This is a genomic window from Ktedonobacter racemifer DSM 44963, from assembly GCF_000178855.1.
Classification (GTDB): Bacteria; Chloroflexota; Ktedonobacteria; order Ktedonobacterales; family Ktedonobacteraceae; genus Ktedonobacter; species Ktedonobacter racemifer.
The window spans coordinates 3340029-3355835 of sequence record NZ_ADVG01000001.1; the positions used below are offsets into that span (position 1 = coordinate 3340029).

12 protein-coding genes are annotated in these 15807 nt (G+C 52.0%); 6 read left to right on the top strand and 6 right to left on the bottom strand.

Annotation, left to right across the window (positions count from 1 at the left end):
- Window positions 1–34: 34 nt before the first annotated feature.
- Window positions 35–1282: a 3-oxoacyl-ACP synthase III family protein gene (locus tag KRAC_RS14130; protein WP_007908025.1), complete on the bottom strand. Its 1248-nt coding sequence runs from the start codon at window positions 1280–1282 to the stop codon at window positions 35–37.
- A gap of 332 nt (window positions 1283–1614) precedes the next feature.
- Between KRAC_RS14130 and KRAC_RS14135 the strand changes: the two genes are divergently transcribed.
- Entirely contained in the window at window positions 1615–2328 is a 714-nt protein-coding gene (locus tag KRAC_RS14135; protein WP_007908027.1) for an MBL fold metallo-hydrolase, read from the top strand.
- 18 nt (window positions 2329–2346) lie between these two features.
- Here KRAC_RS14135 and KRAC_RS61570 read toward each other — a convergent pair whose 3' ends face one another.
- Window positions 2347–3657, bottom strand: a complete 1311-nt coding sequence (locus tag KRAC_RS61570; RefSeq protein WP_007908029.1) for an FHA domain-containing protein — start codon at window positions 3655–3657, stop codon at window positions 2347–2349.
- A gap of 641 nt (window positions 3658–4298) precedes the next feature.
- On the opposite strand from KRAC_RS61570, the gene KRAC_RS14145 reads away from it, so the two are divergent.
- The 3 genes from KRAC_RS14145 to KRAC_RS14155 all read left to right on the top strand — a co-directional run bounded on the left by KRAC_RS14145 (window position 4299) and on the right by KRAC_RS14155 (window position 6778).
- Complete coding sequence (locus tag KRAC_RS14145) at window positions 4299–4988, top strand: response regulator transcription factor (protein ID WP_040443605.1); 690 nt, start codon at window positions 4299–4301, stop codon at window positions 4986–4988.
- Window positions 4989–5269: 281 nt separating this feature from the next.
- Window positions 5270–6277 carry a GspE/PulE/PilB domain-containing protein gene (locus tag KRAC_RS14150; RefSeq protein ID WP_007908031.1) on the top strand — a complete coding sequence of 336 codons (1008 nt, stop codon included), beginning with the start codon at window positions 5270–5272 and terminating at the stop codon, window positions 6275–6277.
- 288 nt (window positions 6278–6565) lie between these two features.
- Window positions 6566–6778, top strand: coding sequence for a helix-turn-helix domain-containing protein (locus KRAC_RS14155; RefSeq protein ID WP_007908032.1), 213 nt, complete (start codon window positions 6566–6568; stop codon window positions 6776–6778).
- 148 nt (window positions 6779–6926) lie between these two features.
- On the opposite strand, the gene KRAC_RS14160 is transcribed toward KRAC_RS14155, so the two are convergent.
- Window positions 6927–7859, bottom strand: coding sequence for a hypothetical protein (locus KRAC_RS14160; protein WP_007908036.1), 933 nt, complete (start codon window positions 7857–7859; stop codon window positions 6927–6929).
- A 106-nt stretch (window positions 7860–7965) separates the two neighbouring features.
- Window positions 7966–9156, bottom strand: a complete 1191-nt coding sequence (locus KRAC_RS14165; protein ID WP_007908037.1) for a GAF domain-containing protein — start codon at window positions 9154–9156, stop codon at window positions 7966–7968.
- Window positions 9157–9676: 520 nt separating this feature from the next.
- Between KRAC_RS14165 and KRAC_RS61575 the strand changes: the two genes are divergently transcribed.
- On the top strand, window positions 9677–10636 hold the full coding sequence (locus KRAC_RS61575; RefSeq protein ID WP_007908038.1) for a class I SAM-dependent methyltransferase: 960 nt from the start codon (window positions 9677–9679) through the stop codon (window positions 10634–10636).
- A gap of 354 nt (window positions 10637–10990) precedes the next feature.
- Here KRAC_RS61575 and KRAC_RS14175 read toward each other — a convergent pair whose 3' ends face one another.
- On the bottom strand, window positions 10991–11224 hold the full coding sequence (locus KRAC_RS14175; protein WP_007908039.1) for a hypothetical protein: 234 nt from the start codon (window positions 11222–11224) through the stop codon (window positions 10991–10993).
- Between the two features lie 779 nt (window positions 11225–12003).
- Between KRAC_RS14175 and KRAC_RS14180 the strand changes: the two genes are divergently transcribed.
- The gene (locus KRAC_RS14180; RefSeq protein ID WP_007908050.1) at window positions 12004–13110 is read left to right on the top strand and encodes an ABC transporter ATP-binding protein; all 1107 of its coding nucleotides are present in this window, start codon (window positions 12004–12006) and stop codon (window positions 13108–13110) included.
- A 300-nt stretch (window positions 13111–13410) separates the two neighbouring features.
- Here KRAC_RS14180 and KRAC_RS14185 read toward each other — a convergent pair whose 3' ends face one another.
- The gene (locus KRAC_RS14185) at window positions 13411–15807 is read right to left on the bottom strand and encodes a 3-hydroxyacyl-CoA dehydrogenase/enoyl-CoA hydratase family protein (RefSeq protein ID WP_007908052.1); all 2397 of its coding nucleotides are present in this window, start codon (window positions 15805–15807) and stop codon (window positions 13411–13413) included.

A 15807-nucleotide genomic window follows, 5' to 3' on the forward strand; every position in this document is an offset into this window, starting at 1 on the left:
TTGCCAGCATCATTATATTCTTCATCAAAAATTTCTAAGCGGGGTCGATCACAGCATCTACGTTTTTCAATCCTTGGTAACGTACAAGCCAGCAGCCATAGTTAAGCCCCCCACCTACCGCGGGGAGCGCTAGCCACTCGCCAGGATGCAGGCGGTCATTGCGCAACAGCTCAACCAGTGCGGTCCCAATACTCGCATTGGAGAGGTTGCCATAGTAGCGGAAGTTATCGGCCAGTTTCCCCATGGTAGACTCAGGCCAGCCATAATCATTCATCAGCAGCTCGCCCATGCGGCGCGTAATGCGTGAGTTAGCCTGGTGAGGCACGATATGCTGCACATCATCATACTGCAAGCCAGAGTGACGCAAGAGCGCATCTACAGACTCTGCCATAGCCCGGGGAGCCTCGCGAAAGACCTCTTTGCCATTCATCTTGGTATAGCCCACGTGATACTGCGAGAGGAGCTGGCTTAGCTCTTTGCCCTTGCCCTCTTTGAAGAGCTGGCGAATCCGCAGATCGACCTCGGCCATCTCTACCGAGTCTTTACGCAGCGGCGTCTGGTAGAAGAGGGAAGCCGCCTGGCGAGCATCAGAACCATTAATGACATAGGTTGGCTCGTCGCCGCGCTCCAGAATGTAGGCCACGGCCCCCTCACCAAAGAGCGAGCTAGTCTTCCAATCCAACACATTCATGATGTTGGGGAGCAGGCCCTCTGACATTACCAGGAGCACGCGCCTAGCCGAGCCAGCGGCCAGGACCTCGGCGCAGACCTGGAAGGCCTCCGTCTGACAGGCACAGGCGCCCCGTAGCATGGTTGCGCGGATAGTGGGAATACCCAGGCGCATTCCCACCCAGCCTGCAATCGTCGGAAAGGCATCGTTATCGGAGGAGGAGGCGCCAATGATCGTGTCTATATCTGTGGCTTCCAGGCCCGCACTCGCCAGGGCACGCTTCGCAGCCACGACCACCATATCAACAAGCGACTCATCCTCAGCCGCCTCGGGATCATCGATCAGGCCAGGAGCATCATTGCCAGCCATCCGTCGGCACAGAGCCATTGTACTGGCGCGGACATAACGAGTGCTCAAGCCAGTAACGCGCTCCAGGTCCTCCGCCTTACGCGGATCACCAAGACAGGTCGAAATATACGCGAAAAATTCGTTTGTGATAATACCTTTAGGAGAATAATTCCCCAAACCCACAAGGCGAACCTGGGATTTGGTATAGGTCTGTGGCACAGCATAGGTATAGTGCGGCCATTGACCCTCAGGGGCTAGTGTCATTCGAAAAAGAACCTCCGTATCGAGGATGTACCACCTAATTTACCGTAAGTATAACATATGAAATCACTCCCTGCGTATAAGCTGATCTACGATGGGAGGCGGCTTCGTTTTCGGTAAGGGCAGAGAAAAAAAGCGTATAGTACATGGGAGTTTGCTCCTAAATAAGCACCTCATTGCTTTGTAGCAAGCCAGGTTTTATAATGCATTCTATCCAGGTCGTTAAACATACCCTGCGCCCTCATCACTCTATATAGCTCTTCTTAGCAGATACAGGGCAAACCAGCAAGCATCCAGGGAACTCGATTGAAGGAAAGGAATGCATCCTAGAGCCTATGCATCCAACCAAAGCCAGGATGGTGCACACCATCACAGATCGCTTCTCTATGGTCAACACCTACCTCATCAATGATGAGCGCCTGGTGGTCGTCGACCCTGGTTCTGAGTTGAATGTGCGCCTGCTCCATTACTATATTCAACACATTCTTGGTCGCAGTCCTCAAGACATAGACCTGGTTGTCTTTACCCATCTCCATCCCGATCATACGGCAGGTCTCGCGGCGCTCAAAGCCATCTGCTCGGCTCCCGTTGCGGCCTCGGCCCTGGTTAAGCAGCTCGCTCTCGATAATGAGAGCAAGGGAAATGTCCTGCCACGCATCAGCCATTTCGCCGGGCGGATGCTACCGGACTCCCTGCAACACCTCGATCTCTTCCCACCAGCCTATCTCCAGCAGATGCAATTGGTTGATATCTGGCTAGAGGATATTACGGGACTGCCTGAGCATCCTGAGTGGCGCGTCATTGCCAGTCCCGGGCATACCCCCGAAAGCCTCTGCCTCTACAATCCCTTCTCCCTGGAATTAATCTGTGGAGATACAGTGCTCACTAATGAAAGTGAGAGGCCACGTCTACACGCCGGAGCTAGCCGCCACCTCTTACGCGAGACGCTGCACGTCCTCCGTAGCCTGGATATTCGCTACCTCTATCCTGGCCACGGGCGACCCATCCTCTCGCTCCACCCACTTCAACGCTATGAAATTGCGTGGTAAACTCGTTCGCGTGGAGCACTACTTCTGGCGGCTAGGAAGCTTGATAGGGGCGGGACCAATGCCACTAATAGGCGCGGTATAGGGCCGGGGTGTGATCAGATGTGGCAGGGAAGAAGTATGAGCCACCAGCATCGAGATATACTCCAGGCGAATGTTGCCTACAGAGACGATATCGCCGCCTTGGAGCAGGCGTGGCTTGGTCAGGTACTCCTCGTTGACGCGTGTCCCATTCCGGCTATTGAGATCCTGCACATAGTCGCCATTGGCCTGGCGCAAGAATTGAGCATGCCGACGTGAGATCGAAGAGTCATTGATCACGATATCGCTCTCGATACCGCGCCCAACTGAGAGAACGGCCCGTTCGAGCATAAAGCTACGACCCACCAGTTCACCATCGCGAATGGTCAGCGCACCTCCCAGATTCGTCGAGGTCTGAAAAGGAGTTGGCGGCCTTGTTACCTCAGCAGTGTCCTTCCAATCTTCTGTTACTCTACCCGAAAAGAGGGCCGAAGCCCGGTCGGTAAGTGGCCTGGTTGCAGGCAGATCACGACTATTTCCGGTAGGTGTATCCTGACCCAGTTCACTGGTCAGGCGCCATTTGTGGTGCGCAAGAGGGTCGCTCTCCTCTAGCGAAGCCTCCTGAGACTCAGCCAGCGCGAAGATAAAGCGATGTGAGCCAACTTCAAGCAGGTCATTATGCTCCAAACGTGCAAAGCCTTTGACACGCTGACCGTTGAGCGAGAGGCCATTCATGCTCCCACAATCCGTCACAAAGACCATGCCGCGATCCCATACGATCTCGGCATGGTGACGCGAGACCATATCGTCATCCAGCCAGATATCGCAGTTCTCATCGCGTCCAATCGTCATGATCGCACGCTTGAAAGCCAGGCGCTGGCCTTGAAAGTTTCCATTCCGATACTCTAGCCAGGCCCAAGGCGTCTCCTCGCCAAAGACCAGCGACACGGGGTCACCTGGTATATAGCGGGGAGGAACATACGATGCGCTAGTGGAATTCGAGTGTGTAGCAGCGGTCTGCACGGATGTGGATCTGAGGAGAGATTCCGCAACACGCGGTCGCGCTAGCGCCAGAAAGAGGGCGCTGGCCCCTATGGGTAGTAGCCAACCACAAATAGCGAGATAAGCCAGGACAATCATCGCTTCTAGAAATGAGAGCGAGGTATGGGCAACATGAAAATAAAGCGCATACCATATAAAGGCAGGAATTACCAGCAGGGCCGCTATTATGCAGGCGAAAGAGACAGCCAGAAGCTGACGCCGTGCCCCACGTTTGCGTATGTAGGCATAGAGAATATTGCCCACGAGCATACATAGGCAGCAGGCGACTCCACCGTAGCTACCAAGATAAAACCAGGTTGGGAAACTTGCTGTATTCGTTATCTGCCTCCCTCAAGAAGCCATCCACTGCCCGCTTTTATCACAACGAGGCACATGTCCTCGCTCCAAGCCCCGCTTTGAAAGCGGGGGTACATGACTCCCAGCGTACACACATTCTTAGAGGATAGCTTCAGAAAAATGATATCATCTTGTTTCACCACAGACAAAATAGTAGGACTTGTGGGTGAAGTAGAAAATGTTTAAAATGCACATACGCCTTTCTACCTCTTCCTTTGCGCATTTTTAGGGACCATCTCCTATGAGGTGAGCTTGTGAATCGGGATAGATAAGGGAGAGCAGACTTTTGCGAGACATTGCTGGGCAGATGACCAGCGAAATAAACCTGGAGACGGGTCAAATTGCCGTAATAAACAGAGCCAATTGCCCAAAAGAACTATTGATCATGACTATTCCTGTCACACATTGTATCATTATGTTACTCCCATAGTTGCGTCCTGTTGGGAACGTGAGACGCAGAAATAATGAGTAAAGTGTCTATAAGAAGACACATCTGTACATCCTTGCATTGTAACGTAGGCCTGTAGTGTAGGAGGAAAACGTACGTGAAGATCATGGTAGCGGACGATGACCGCGACATGGTAGATATGCTGAGCTACTGGCTCAAAGGGCATGGCTACGAGGTCATACGCGCCTTCGATGGCGAGCAGGCAATCAAACGTTGGCGTGAATCATTACCAGACCTGGTGATTTTAGATATTCAGATGCCTAAACTTGATGGTTTCGAGGTCTGTCGCCAGATGCGTAACGAAACCAACTCTATGGTACTTATCTTGACCGCTCACGACCGCGAAGACGACGAAGTCCGTGGCCTGGAACTGGGTGCTGATGACTATTTGCGCAAACCCTTCAGCCCAAGACAGCTCCTGGCACGCATTAAAGCCGTTATGCGCCGCGCAGGCAATGTACGCGGGGTCGCGGGCACCTCTACAGTTACTGTTGGACCAATTACGCTTGATGCGATGCGGCATGAGGTCACACGCGATGGCGTCAAAGTTCGCCTTACTCCTACTGAAAGCCGTTTACTCCATTTGCTTATTACCAATACAGGCCAGGTCCTGACCACAGATATGATCATCGAACGTGTCTGGGGCTACGATGAAACTGGCGACTCAGGCCTGGTGAAGACCCATATCCGCCACCTGCGCCAGAAAGTAGAGCCCTCTCCTAATAGCCCTCGTTTTATTATGACGGTCCCGGGAGTAGGCTATACCTTCACTGCCCCTGTGGCTATCGAACCTTAACCAGGCCCCTTAAGCTTTCAATCAGGCTACAAGCGACGACAACAATCAGGTATCCAGCCATATGCGAGACAGCAATACATGGTTGGATACCCCTCTAGAGCACATTCCTCTCGCCCTGCTTCTTAACCTGCCTTGGTGAATCTTAACCACTCTGTAACGCATTAACCATCACACCTTCGTCTTCTTCAATGATACACTTCCCTATATCCATTTGGGCAAATACACAGAAACAGTCAGGAACCTCATGCCCCAAGGCAGGGGTATCCAGAGGCGGAGATCTGATGATTACAAGGCTAACAACAGGCGAGGCAGCCTCCGAGAAGCAGCATCTCAAGCGTGCAAGCATAAAATCAGCCCGAGGTAGGCGAGCTGTGCGGTATCAGGGCGCCCCCTGCACCTGCCAACTTTTGCCGCTCACGCACACAGAAGCGCTTCAAGAGATAAGAGAAGCAGAAGAGCCTCTTCTGGAGAAGATTTTACTCCCAACAGAGCTGTTGCAGGAGGTACAACAACACATTCAGGAGTTGTTGACACGGAGACAGCCCTTTAGCCTTTTTGCCCTGCACATTGTGCAAGTTGAACGCCAAAGCACCTATGATGCCACCACACATAAGTATGTGTTCAGGCCTCCACGTTGCAGTCATCCAGCACCTGGCTTTATGAACCAACTCGAAGACAAGATCAAAGCCGTCCTACGTGGTAGTGATCACCTACGCACACACGGCGAAGGGAGCGCTCTGCTCTTCCTCCCAGGTGTTGGATCTGGAGGCGCCTACAACATTCTGGAGCGTATTTATGCACAGGTAGATCTACTGGAGGCGGAGACGATAATTCCCCCTCTACGGCATGAAACGCATATTGTTATCGGGTATACCTCCTTCCCCGAACAACAAGAGACCTATGAGGGCTTTCTCCAGCAGTTAGGGCGTTGCGCGCGACGCGTCACCTTGAAGCCACGTATGCTCTTACCAATCAGCGCCGCACACAGCAGGCATAGTAACCTGTATCATCAGCCGCCAGCATACGAGGCAGCAATGCCATCCCAGGTCTCGTTTATGCACCTGCCAACCTGCCTGCCCAGGCGTTTGACACGCCTCATCCCCTACAGCGTTGCCTGCACCTTGCGCTGCGTACCACTAGGCCGTGAACAACAGGCGTTAACTGTAGCCCTGGCCGACCCCTCGAATCACGAGAGTCTCGACTACCTGGCTCAGCTTACGCATATGACAATCTTTCCCGTGGCTTGCAGGCACGAGGAACTTGACATATTACTAGCCACAAAGTGGTAGTAGGAGTTACAAAGAAACCGAAAAAGGATATAATCAGAAAAAGGGAGACGAAGAACGTCTAGCAGGAAGATTTAATATCCGATAGCAAGCCAGTCTAGGGTAACGAATATCTAACCATGCTAGCGTTAAAATTAACCAGATCGCAACTTTTCCTTAACACAGTTTCACATCAACATTGGCTACTATAGTATGCAATGAGACAATTTATGTAACGTAATTTATCGTCTCCCGGATTACATCGTTAGTGGCAATTGTACTTATTTAACAATTCTTTAAGGAGAACCCAACATGGTAGTTCAGATGATTCAGGATGATACCCTCTTAACCTTCAAGGAAGCAATGGATTACCTGCGCGTGAGCCGCTCCACCCTCTACCGCTTGATGTGGTCCGGGCAGCTTACTGGACACAAGGTCGGTAGCACCTGGCGTTTCTACCGCGATGATCTGCGTGCATGCGTGGGACGCGAAATTTCCTCCGCTCCATTGGCGAATGCGCAGTAATTGATTTCCCTTGCCCGTCTAAGTTTACTACATTTGCAGTTTTCCAGATTTATCTATATCGTTTTCATCTTTTAAAAACCTATTGCTGATTCATTGCAAAAAAGTGTAAGCCAGGATTCTGGCTTACACTTTTTTTGTCTGGTTACACCTAAATCTGCTGGTAATCTACAATCTTGTATTGGTTGCCAACCTTCTCGACGGTCAAGGTCACCGCGTACTTTAACTTTGAACGCGTGACATCGAAGGTGACCTTGAGATTGGAGAGTCCCTGTGCACTCGGCTGTGCTGAAACCTGGTTGGTGCGTGGCGTAAAGGAGAGTACCTGGCCATAGCGAGCATCACGCGCCTTGGCCTCGGCAATAAATTGCTCGCGCGTGAGACCCTGCAAATGTCCTTTCGGCTCGATATAACTAAAAGCCTCATCGTAGTTACGGCTCTGAATAGCGGTGTAGTAGTTATTGATCGTCGTCAGTGAACCCGTAGTTTGCAACACTACAGGAGCCATGACCGATGAAGCTGTCCAGGTACACAAGCCACAACTCACCAGGGCGATCACACCAAAAATAGCAAGCGAGAGCCATACCCACTTATTGGCCCTGCGTCGTACAGGAAGACCAGGCGCAAATGGAGGCACGGGCGCGAACTGTTGCCCTCCCCGAAATTGCTGGGGACCCTGTGGGCCAGGGTTTCCTCTTGCAGGGACGGGCGGAAAAGTTGACCAGGGCGTCTCTTCAGGCCGTGAAGGCGGTGTTGGCTCTCGTTCGACAGAGGTTGGCTCCGGCATCTGTGCGTAGAATGAGGGTGGGGGTGGATAAACCAGTCCACTCCGGATATCCTCCGCGGAGATCTCCTGCGCGGGCCTGTCTTCATTAGGAGCCGCTACGACAGAGCCATCCTGCTCAGATATGGTACCGGGCTGCTTATACTTTTCCTCCTCAGGCGCCATATCTACAGATGGCGACTGGCTCTCTCCCTGTTGGGGAGGAGTTGCTTGCGAGGCGGTAGGCGCAGGATACTCGTACAATGGCTGAGCCGATTGACCAGGCCCTGTCTTGGCTTCTTCTTCTGGGGTCTGCTGCATAATAACTTACTCTTATCCAAATCCAAAAAATGAAAATTAGTCCCTTTCGCCAGAAACAATTATGGCTATATACATTAACTATACGCCAGAGGGAAGGCGAAAGTTCTTATTGCTGCTCAAATTGTCTCTCCAGATCGCGACGCACATATATCTCGGCCTCGGCGCGTGACACGCGATGCTCACGTGCATAGTTCAATAGGCGCTGCACATAGCAAGAGGCCAGAATCTCGCGTTGCTCTGCTAGACTAAGCATAGGACGTAATTTCAATTTTGTATAGGGGTAAAAGTCTTTATCCTGAAGCGCTGTCGCCAGAAGATGAGCCAGGTCGTCAACTGCTTTACAGGCGGTGGGATCATCGAAGAAACGCGGCTGAGTGCTGGAGACCACAAGCGCCCCGGCGACTCTGCCACCACGCATGACGGGGGCCGCACATGAACTTGCCTCGTGGGTATCGACTTCAACGAGGAGGCGAGTCGCTTCGTCCCGGCTATCCCAGCGCATCATGCGTTGCTGCATCACCGCCGACCCGGCAAGCGTCGTGCTTCCCAGAAAGACGCGGCTATCAGTCGCTGGCGACCAGGGTTCGGTGCCACGGGCCAACGCTTCATATAACGAATGAATAGTCCCATCGTCCTGGCAAGGAGGCATAAAAGAGGCATAGATGATAGTGATTCCTTTATGCTCTGTATCCAACTGGAGCAGGGCATAATCAAAAATCGTCTGCGCAACTTGCCAGAGGCAGTTGGCTGGATCAGCGGTGCTCGCAATCAATTCAAGGACACGGCGATAGATCTCGACCCGAATCTCAGGAATACTCGCCAGAATGTTCATATCAAGAACGCCTGGAAAGGTTTTGTTAATCGCCTGTATCATTGCCTGTCGATGTTCTGACATCACATCAGGAAGATTGCGTAAATGTGAGTGTCGAGGATCAGAGGTACCATTCATCCAGCGGTAGATAGTATTCTCCGCGACATCCAACTCGCGTGAGATACGCCCAATCTCAGCCCGGTTACGATGCAAAATAGCATGCAACGTACTACTAAATGGTGAGAGCCCCTTCTCATTAGCGCTATTTAGCACAGGAACATTATCGGCGGCGACCTGGCTCCCCTTGCGCGCTTGCGCCGTACTTTTAGCATTCTCAGTACGCGAGAGGGCACTCTTACGTGGAGGGCGCGCTTGCTTCAGGATGGCTGTATTCTTGCGTTTTCCTCGCCCACTCCTCAAACTGCCACGCACTACATTCTCTTCCAGTTCGTTGCCTGGCTGTTCGGGATTGCGTCCTTTCTGCATACCAATAGCCCTCTTCCTTAGGGAGCCACATGCTCCATATCTATTTATCTCACCCATTATAGCATAGAAACGGGACTTTATTGTAGATATTCACATGAAGAATAGATAAAAAAATGCAGGCAGTTATTTCACAAATGTGAATATTCAGCAGAAAGAGCAGGGCGCCTTTCTAGCAGGCATCCTTTTTTCTTCACCAAGGCCCCACCGCTATCCTCTTCAATTAGCCCGGTTGTACAAGTTATTTCAGGCGAGCACCGCAGGCGTGAGGCATCTCGTCCAAAACATAGAGGGTTAGCTGACAAGAGAGAGGTGCCATATACGTTCCTATTGCAAACGCATCATTTAGATTATCACTTACAAAATACCTTTGTTTAAACAAAGATACATTACAATGTATACACTAACTTCATACAATGTTGCACATCTATTGATTTTTTATCCATCGATATGTTAATATTACTGCTGTTAATGCTCTTGCTGAGAATTTTGTATCTGGTTGGAAGGTTAAGGTTAAGTGTTAATGGCGGGAAACAATCTCATTCACGTAAATGATTACGGTTTACCTCTCAATGCGATTGAATGGTTGGAGACACACCATCAAAGCAAGGCCAGCGAACGCATCAATATGATCCAGGAAATCGCCCTCCCACAGGGAGGATTTATTGTTGATGCAGGTTGTGGACCAGGGCTCTGGACACCAATGCTGGCCAAGGCCGTTGGTCCAGAGGGGCGTATCCTTGGCGTTGACATCTCAGATGAGTCGCTCCACGTTGCGCACCAGCGAAGCATAGGTTCCTGGTATGAGGACCAGGTTGAATATAGACGGGCCGACCTGGAACAGCTTCCCATTGAACTCAATACAGCGGATATCATTTTCAGTGCAAATGTCAGCCAGTACTTTCCTTCACCAGTGAATACCTTTGCCGCCATGCGACCCTACCTCAAACATGGTGGACGCCTGATTGTGAAGGATATCGACTTCGGCACTATGCACTTTGGTGTTCTTAGTCAGGCACTACAAAAATGTGTCTTGCGCGCACGACAAAAGTGGGAGGAGAAACGGGCAGCTCTGGGATACGCACATGAAGATAGCTGGATCGGTTCCAAGCTCCAGCACTACTTGCGTAAGGCAGGATATGATACGGTGGTTGAACACGCCTATCCCATTCGCCGACACTCTCCCCTGGCGCCTGAATATCGTTCCTATCTTCAGGGGATCGCCGAGTGGTTTCTCTGCGAGGGCGCACCTTTTCTCTCCGCAGCCGATAAAGCACAATGGAGACGTAGCTTCTTCTCAGAAAAAAACTGCATTTTTGACCATCCCGACTTCTTCTGCGAAGAAGTAGAGTATGTCGTTAGTGGGGTCCGCAATATACAGAAAGAAACTCTATTCGACGAACAAGCCAGGACACAAATAGATACGCATTTGCATACATTTGTCTTTGAACCAGGCTCCTTAACACCATCACTCTCACGCTAAAAACTGTTCCCTTCACATCAATAGAGGGCGAAGTAAGTGTCACGCAGACAACCTTCGACACTTCACTCTATCAGTTCATAGCTGAAACCGCCTTATAGCGGCGCATGGCTCTTTCTGATCGAAGAACTATGCTAGCTACATGTTTCGTGAGTTGCGCCCAGGGATAGTATTTATACATTGTGACGTACATTGTAAGATGTATTGTTTGACAACGTACAAATACTATCCTCTTTTTTGGCGCTTTATTATAACCAGCCAGCATATATACAAAAAGGAACCCATTTTCAGGGTTCCTTTGTAGAGAGATAAAATTGATATCACTTTAGAAAATGTGGCACACCATCACCCACGAGCCTAATGGCAGCTTCCCAGTTTATCGGCAATCATCGCAATGGCAACATCCCCCACCAGTGATTGTAACTGGTTGTGAAGCTGTCCCATATTCTCCATCCGCGCAGTAATAAACTCATGTTGCGACATACCGTAAGAAATTCCAGACACTCCGCGTTGTGCTGCCTCATATTCTGCGCTTATCTGCGACAATAAGCGCGCAACCTCGCTGCGCTGTTCCTGTGCCTCTAGCATCATTCATTCCTCCACTGTCCCTATGGGTGGACTGCTTTTCCGCGTTTTACTCTCTTACCTATACTTGCACATATGTACATACAATGTTTCTCTTTTGTAGTCACATACTGTGCATTGCACGTTAATAGTATGCATGAAGTTGTATCTAATTGTCTAGTGTTTTTCTCTTGAAACAGCTTATACACAAGAAATCTTCATACAATTTTTACATATTTTTATGTAATATGCCTATATTGTTATAACAAAGGAGAAACGTTTTATAAAGCCACTTCAATAAGCTAAAAACGCTAAAATTTCTCCAGGCTGTTCCTCTAGCCTTAACAAAAAGATACTTATAAATAGGCAGGTACTTGAGTACTAATTCTCTCCCCTCATACAATGTTGATTGCTCTCCCCCCAATGGCAATACATATAGAGACTACATAGCAGACATCTTATTAAATTTTCATAAAAAGGCCGATGGCCATAAAAAGGCCGATGTTTGAGCAACCATGCTTTTTTATCAAAATTAGCCTATGTTTCTTGTTAAAGTTGTGTTATACTAATTTTATTGTTAGCCTGCCGGCTGGAAACAATGAAGTATACTTTTAGCGGAGCCGGTAGGTAGAAGCTATGTCGATCTCCCTTTAAGCAGTGATTTATATAGACGAATCTCTATAAAAAAGATCGCTCTACTTCACGCTTGACGCGGCATAGCACTAAGCAGGAGCTTCATTCTATATGAAGAAGGGTAACGGTAAGCAAAGCTGCGAACTGTTACGAAGCGAAAGGAGTATCCCTTCATGGCTCGTGTCCAATTTGAGAACATCTACAAGCGCTTCGGCAAGGTAGAAGTCGTCCATGATGTCAGTTTTGATATCAAGGACAAGGAATTCATGGTCCTGGTTGGCCCCTCCGGTTGTGGTAAGAGTACCTGCCTGCGCATGGTTGCAGGTCTTGAGGAACCCAGCGAAGGCCAGATCTACATCGGTGACCGCATGGTCAATGGCGTTGATCCTAAGGATCGCGATATCGCCATGGTCTTCCAGAACTATGCGCTCTATCCTCACATGACCGTATTTGACAACATGGCCTTCGGTCTGAAATTGCGCCACTACCCCAAAGCAGAGATCAAGAAGCGCGTTGAAGATGCAGCCGGGCAGCTCGGTCTCGAAAACCTGCTCAAGCGTAAACCCAAAGAACTCTCCGGTGGTCAGCGCCAGCGCGTTGCCCTGGGTCGCGCGATTGTCCGCGAGGCGCAGGTCTTCCTGATGGACGAGCCACTCTCCAACCTGGATGCCAAGCTGCGCGTTGAGACGCGTGCGAATATCATCAAACTGCACCAGCGCATTCAGACAACGACTATTTACGTTACCCACGACCAGGTCGAGGCTATGACCATGGGTGACCGTATTGCAGTCCTGAATGGCGGCGTTATCCAGCAACTGGGTACACCACAGGACCTATATGATAATCCCGCGAACATGTTCGTCGCCGGCTTCATCGGTACTCCTACCATGAACTTCATCCCTGGTGCGAAGGTTGTTGGCGAAGGCGACCTTACCAAGCTCGTGCTCGAAGGCATTGGTCAGATTGAAGTACCCGCTGAGCTGGCCAAGCGTGCTCGTGACGCGGCTAGCCGCGAGTTGACCTTCGGTATCCGCCCCTCGCACCTCGAGGACGCGACCCTGATCGGCGAGAGCAGCACTCGCTCCAGCATTGATGGCACGGTTGACGTGGTTGAGAACCTCGGTAACGAGCTCCAGGTCTACCTGACCGCTGGCGGCAAGAGCCTGATCGCGACGCTCGATCCTCGCTCCCGCGCGGTTCCTGGCAACAAGATCCGCCTGTATGTCGAGAGTGATCGTATTCACCTCTTCGATACCGCGACCGGCGAATCCATCTTCTAAGCAAGATTATAAAAAGAGAGGCACCAGTGGCAAACTTGCCACTGGTGCCTCTCTTTTTGTAGGGTGGTGACTTCTCAGCGCCTGCGGCACTTCGCATAGTTAAAGAGTTGTGGTGGCGGCCCGGCTCTGCCGGGCCGCCACCACAACTCTTTAACCAGTAAGACACGTATAGGCTTCTTTCTAAAAACAAAAAAGGTGTCCTGCTCTCCAGAGTGCAGGACACCTCACTAAAGGGTTGGAGAACCGTAATGACAAACGCTAGAGGAGGAAAGTCTATGCTTCAAGCGTTTGCCTGGTTCACTAGTTGCGCAGGGGCTTGCCTGTCATCAGAATAGCCTGCATACGCTCCTGGGTCTTCTCCATACCACAGAGGCTCAGGAAGGCTTCACGCTCCAGGTCGAGCACCTGCTGCTCCGTTAGCGGTGTGAGGGGTGAGCAATTGCCACCAGTCAGGACGCGTGCCAGGTGGCGCGCGACAACGGCATCATGTTCGCTAACCTTGCCGGTAAGCAACAGATTATCTACCTGCTGCTCCAGGACCAGGCGCGCGCCAGAACCTGGCAGGATCATCAGCTGCGGCTGGGCTGGCTGCCACTTACCAGCGGCCTGGGCCTCAGCCAGTTGCAGGGCATCCGCCTTGGCATCGCGCAGGAGTACGGCGCGATTGACGCTCAACCTGTCCGTTTTACGCAGGAAGCGTAGCTCCTGGGCCTCGACCGCGCTGGTCGAGACGGTCGCCATGGCGATGGTCTCAAAGGCCTTACGCGATGGGGTGAAAGGGCCACCCGTCTTGCCTGCCTTCTGACGCTCCAGGTCGGCTCCATGACGCAGGAGCAGCTCTTTACAGCCACCCCCCGCTGGCACCACGCCAACACCCACTTCGACGAGACCAATATACGACTCGGCCAGGGCGCGCGTGTGGTTACAATGCATAATGATCTCACAACCACCACCAAGCGCTCGGCCAGTTGGCGCGGCCACAACAGGGATGGAACTGTACTTGAGCATCTGGTTCGCCTGCTGCAACCCGTTGATGGCGCTATTGATCATGTCCCATTCCCCCTGACGCGCACCCATGAGCACGAGGAAGAGGTTCGCACCAGCCGAGAAGTCGGGAGCGTCGTTCGCGACGACCAGGGCGCGGAACTGCTTTGGCCCCTCCTCGACGGCATAGCGGATCATCTCGATGATGCCCTCGTCGATGGAGTTCATCTTGGTATGAAACTCCAGGCAGGCCACGCCATCACCCAGGTCGATCAGCGCGGCCGAGCCGTTGTCACGCACAACCTTGTTGCTGGCTTTGAGCGCGGTAAAGGTGATGCTGCCCGCTGGCACTGGCACTGGCTTATAGGTATCATCTTTGAAGTCAAAGTACTGGCGGACGCCATTAGTCTCGACGTAGAATGTCCCCTGCCCCTTCTCGCGCACGCGCTGGACCAGTTCTGGCAGTTCGCGCCCCTCAAGAGTCTTCTCCAGCACCTGGGGATTCTTGAGTAGGAGATCCCAGACCTCAAAACTACCAAAGTCAAAGTTAAAGCCCCAGCGCATGGCTTCGTCGACCGCGACGACGCTATCGGCTATCTCAGCCGCCAGGGTCGCGGCATAGATCAGGGAGTCAGCCGTGGTTTCGCGGGCCAGTTGTCCGCCTTTGTCATCGCCATTGAGCATAGCAAGCACACGCTGCGCCGGGTCGTCATAATTGCGTGCCGCGCCAATGGAGGCCAGGCGCACCTTCTGCTTCGGCCCATACTCCAGCGTCTTCAGATCCAGTTCAAGGATCTCTGAGCCGCCACCAGGCTGCTTCACACGCTTGTAGAAGCCCTGGCCGCTCTTCTCACCAAGCTGTCCCTTGGCGACCATCTGGCGGATAATCTCCGGCAACTTAAACGTCTCACGCCAGGGGTCTTCTGGCGCGTTCTGATAGAGGTTATCGGCGACATGCGCCAGGGTATCCAGACCCGAGAGGTCGGCTGTGCGGAAAACGGCTGATTTCGGGCGTCCCATAGAGGGGCCAAGGATGGTATCCACCTCGCCAACGCTATAGCCCTCGGCCAGCGCTCGGTGAATAGTCGAGAGAAAGCCATACACACCAACACGGTTGGCAATGAAGTTCGGGGTATCCTTACACAGGACCACGCCCTTACCCAGCACTTCCGTCCCAAAATCACGCATGAAAGGCAGGAGCGTGGGATCAGTATCGGGCGTGGGAACCAGTTCCAGCAAGGGCATATAGCGCACAGGATTGAAGAAGTGCGTGATCAGGAAGTTACGGCGGAACTCGGGGCCACGCCCCTCGATCAGCTGGTGCGCGGGAAGGCCCGAGGTGTTCGAGCTGATAATGGTATGAGGCGCCAGCACCTTCTCCAGGCGCTCATACAGAGAATGCTTGATATCAAGACGCTCGACGACGGCCTCGATGACCCAATCCACCTCGGCCAGCGCCTGCAAGTCATCCTCAATATTGCCAACCGTTACCAGTTGCGCCCCGCGTTTGGTATAGAAGGCGGCTGGCCTGGCTTTGAGAGCCTTCTCCAGGCCAGTACGGGCCACAATGCTCCGATCTTTGGCATCTGGAGGCACAATATCTAGCAGCAGGCTGGGGATGCCAACGTTGGCGAGATGGGCGGCGATAGCCGCGCCCATCACACCAGCGCCGATCACGCCTACTTTGCGAATACGATATGGCGTAGTAGACAT

Bases quoted from the DNA above. Each gene is read 5' to 3' on its own strand.
- KRAC_RS14130 (WP_007908025.1), bottom strand. From the start codon at position 1,282: ATGACACTAGCCCCTGAGGGTCAATGGCCGCACTATACCTATGCTGTG.
- KRAC_RS14135 (WP_007908027.1), top strand. From the start codon at position 1,615: ATGCATCCAACCAAAGCCAGGATGGTGCACACCATCACAGATCGCTTC.
- KRAC_RS61570 (WP_007908029.1), bottom strand. From the start codon at position 3,657: ATGCTCGTGGGCAATATTCTCTATGCCTACATACGCAAACGTGGGGCA.
- KRAC_RS14145 (WP_040443605.1), top strand. From the start codon at position 4,299: ATGGTAGCGGACGATGACCGCGACATGGTAGATATGCTGAGCTACTGG.
- KRAC_RS14150 (WP_007908031.1), top strand. From the start codon at position 5,270: ATGATTACAAGGCTAACAACAGGCGAGGCAGCCTCCGAGAAGCAGCAT.
- KRAC_RS14155 (WP_007908032.1), top strand. From the start codon at position 6,566: ATGGTAGTTCAGATGATTCAGGATGATACCCTCTTAACCTTCAAGGAA.
- KRAC_RS14160 (WP_007908036.1), bottom strand. From the start codon at position 7,859: ATGCAGCAGACCCCAGAAGAAGAAGCCAAGACAGGGCCTGGTCAATCG.
- KRAC_RS14165 (WP_007908037.1), bottom strand. From the start codon at position 9,156: ATGCAGAAAGGACGCAATCCCGAACAGCCAGGCAACGAACTGGAAGAG.
- KRAC_RS61575 (WP_007908038.1), top strand. From the start codon at position 9,677: ATGGCGGGAAACAATCTCATTCACGTAAATGATTACGGTTTACCTCTC.
- KRAC_RS14175 (WP_007908039.1), bottom strand. From the start codon at position 11,224: ATGATGCTAGAGGCACAGGAACAGCGCAGCGAGGTTGCGCGCTTATTG.
- KRAC_RS14180 (WP_007908050.1), top strand. From the start codon at position 12,004: ATGGCTCGTGTCCAATTTGAGAACATCTACAAGCGCTTCGGCAAGGTA.
- KRAC_RS14185 (WP_007908052.1), bottom strand. From the start codon at position 15,807: ATGTCTACTACGCCATATCGTATTCGCAAAGTAGGCGTGATCGGCGCT.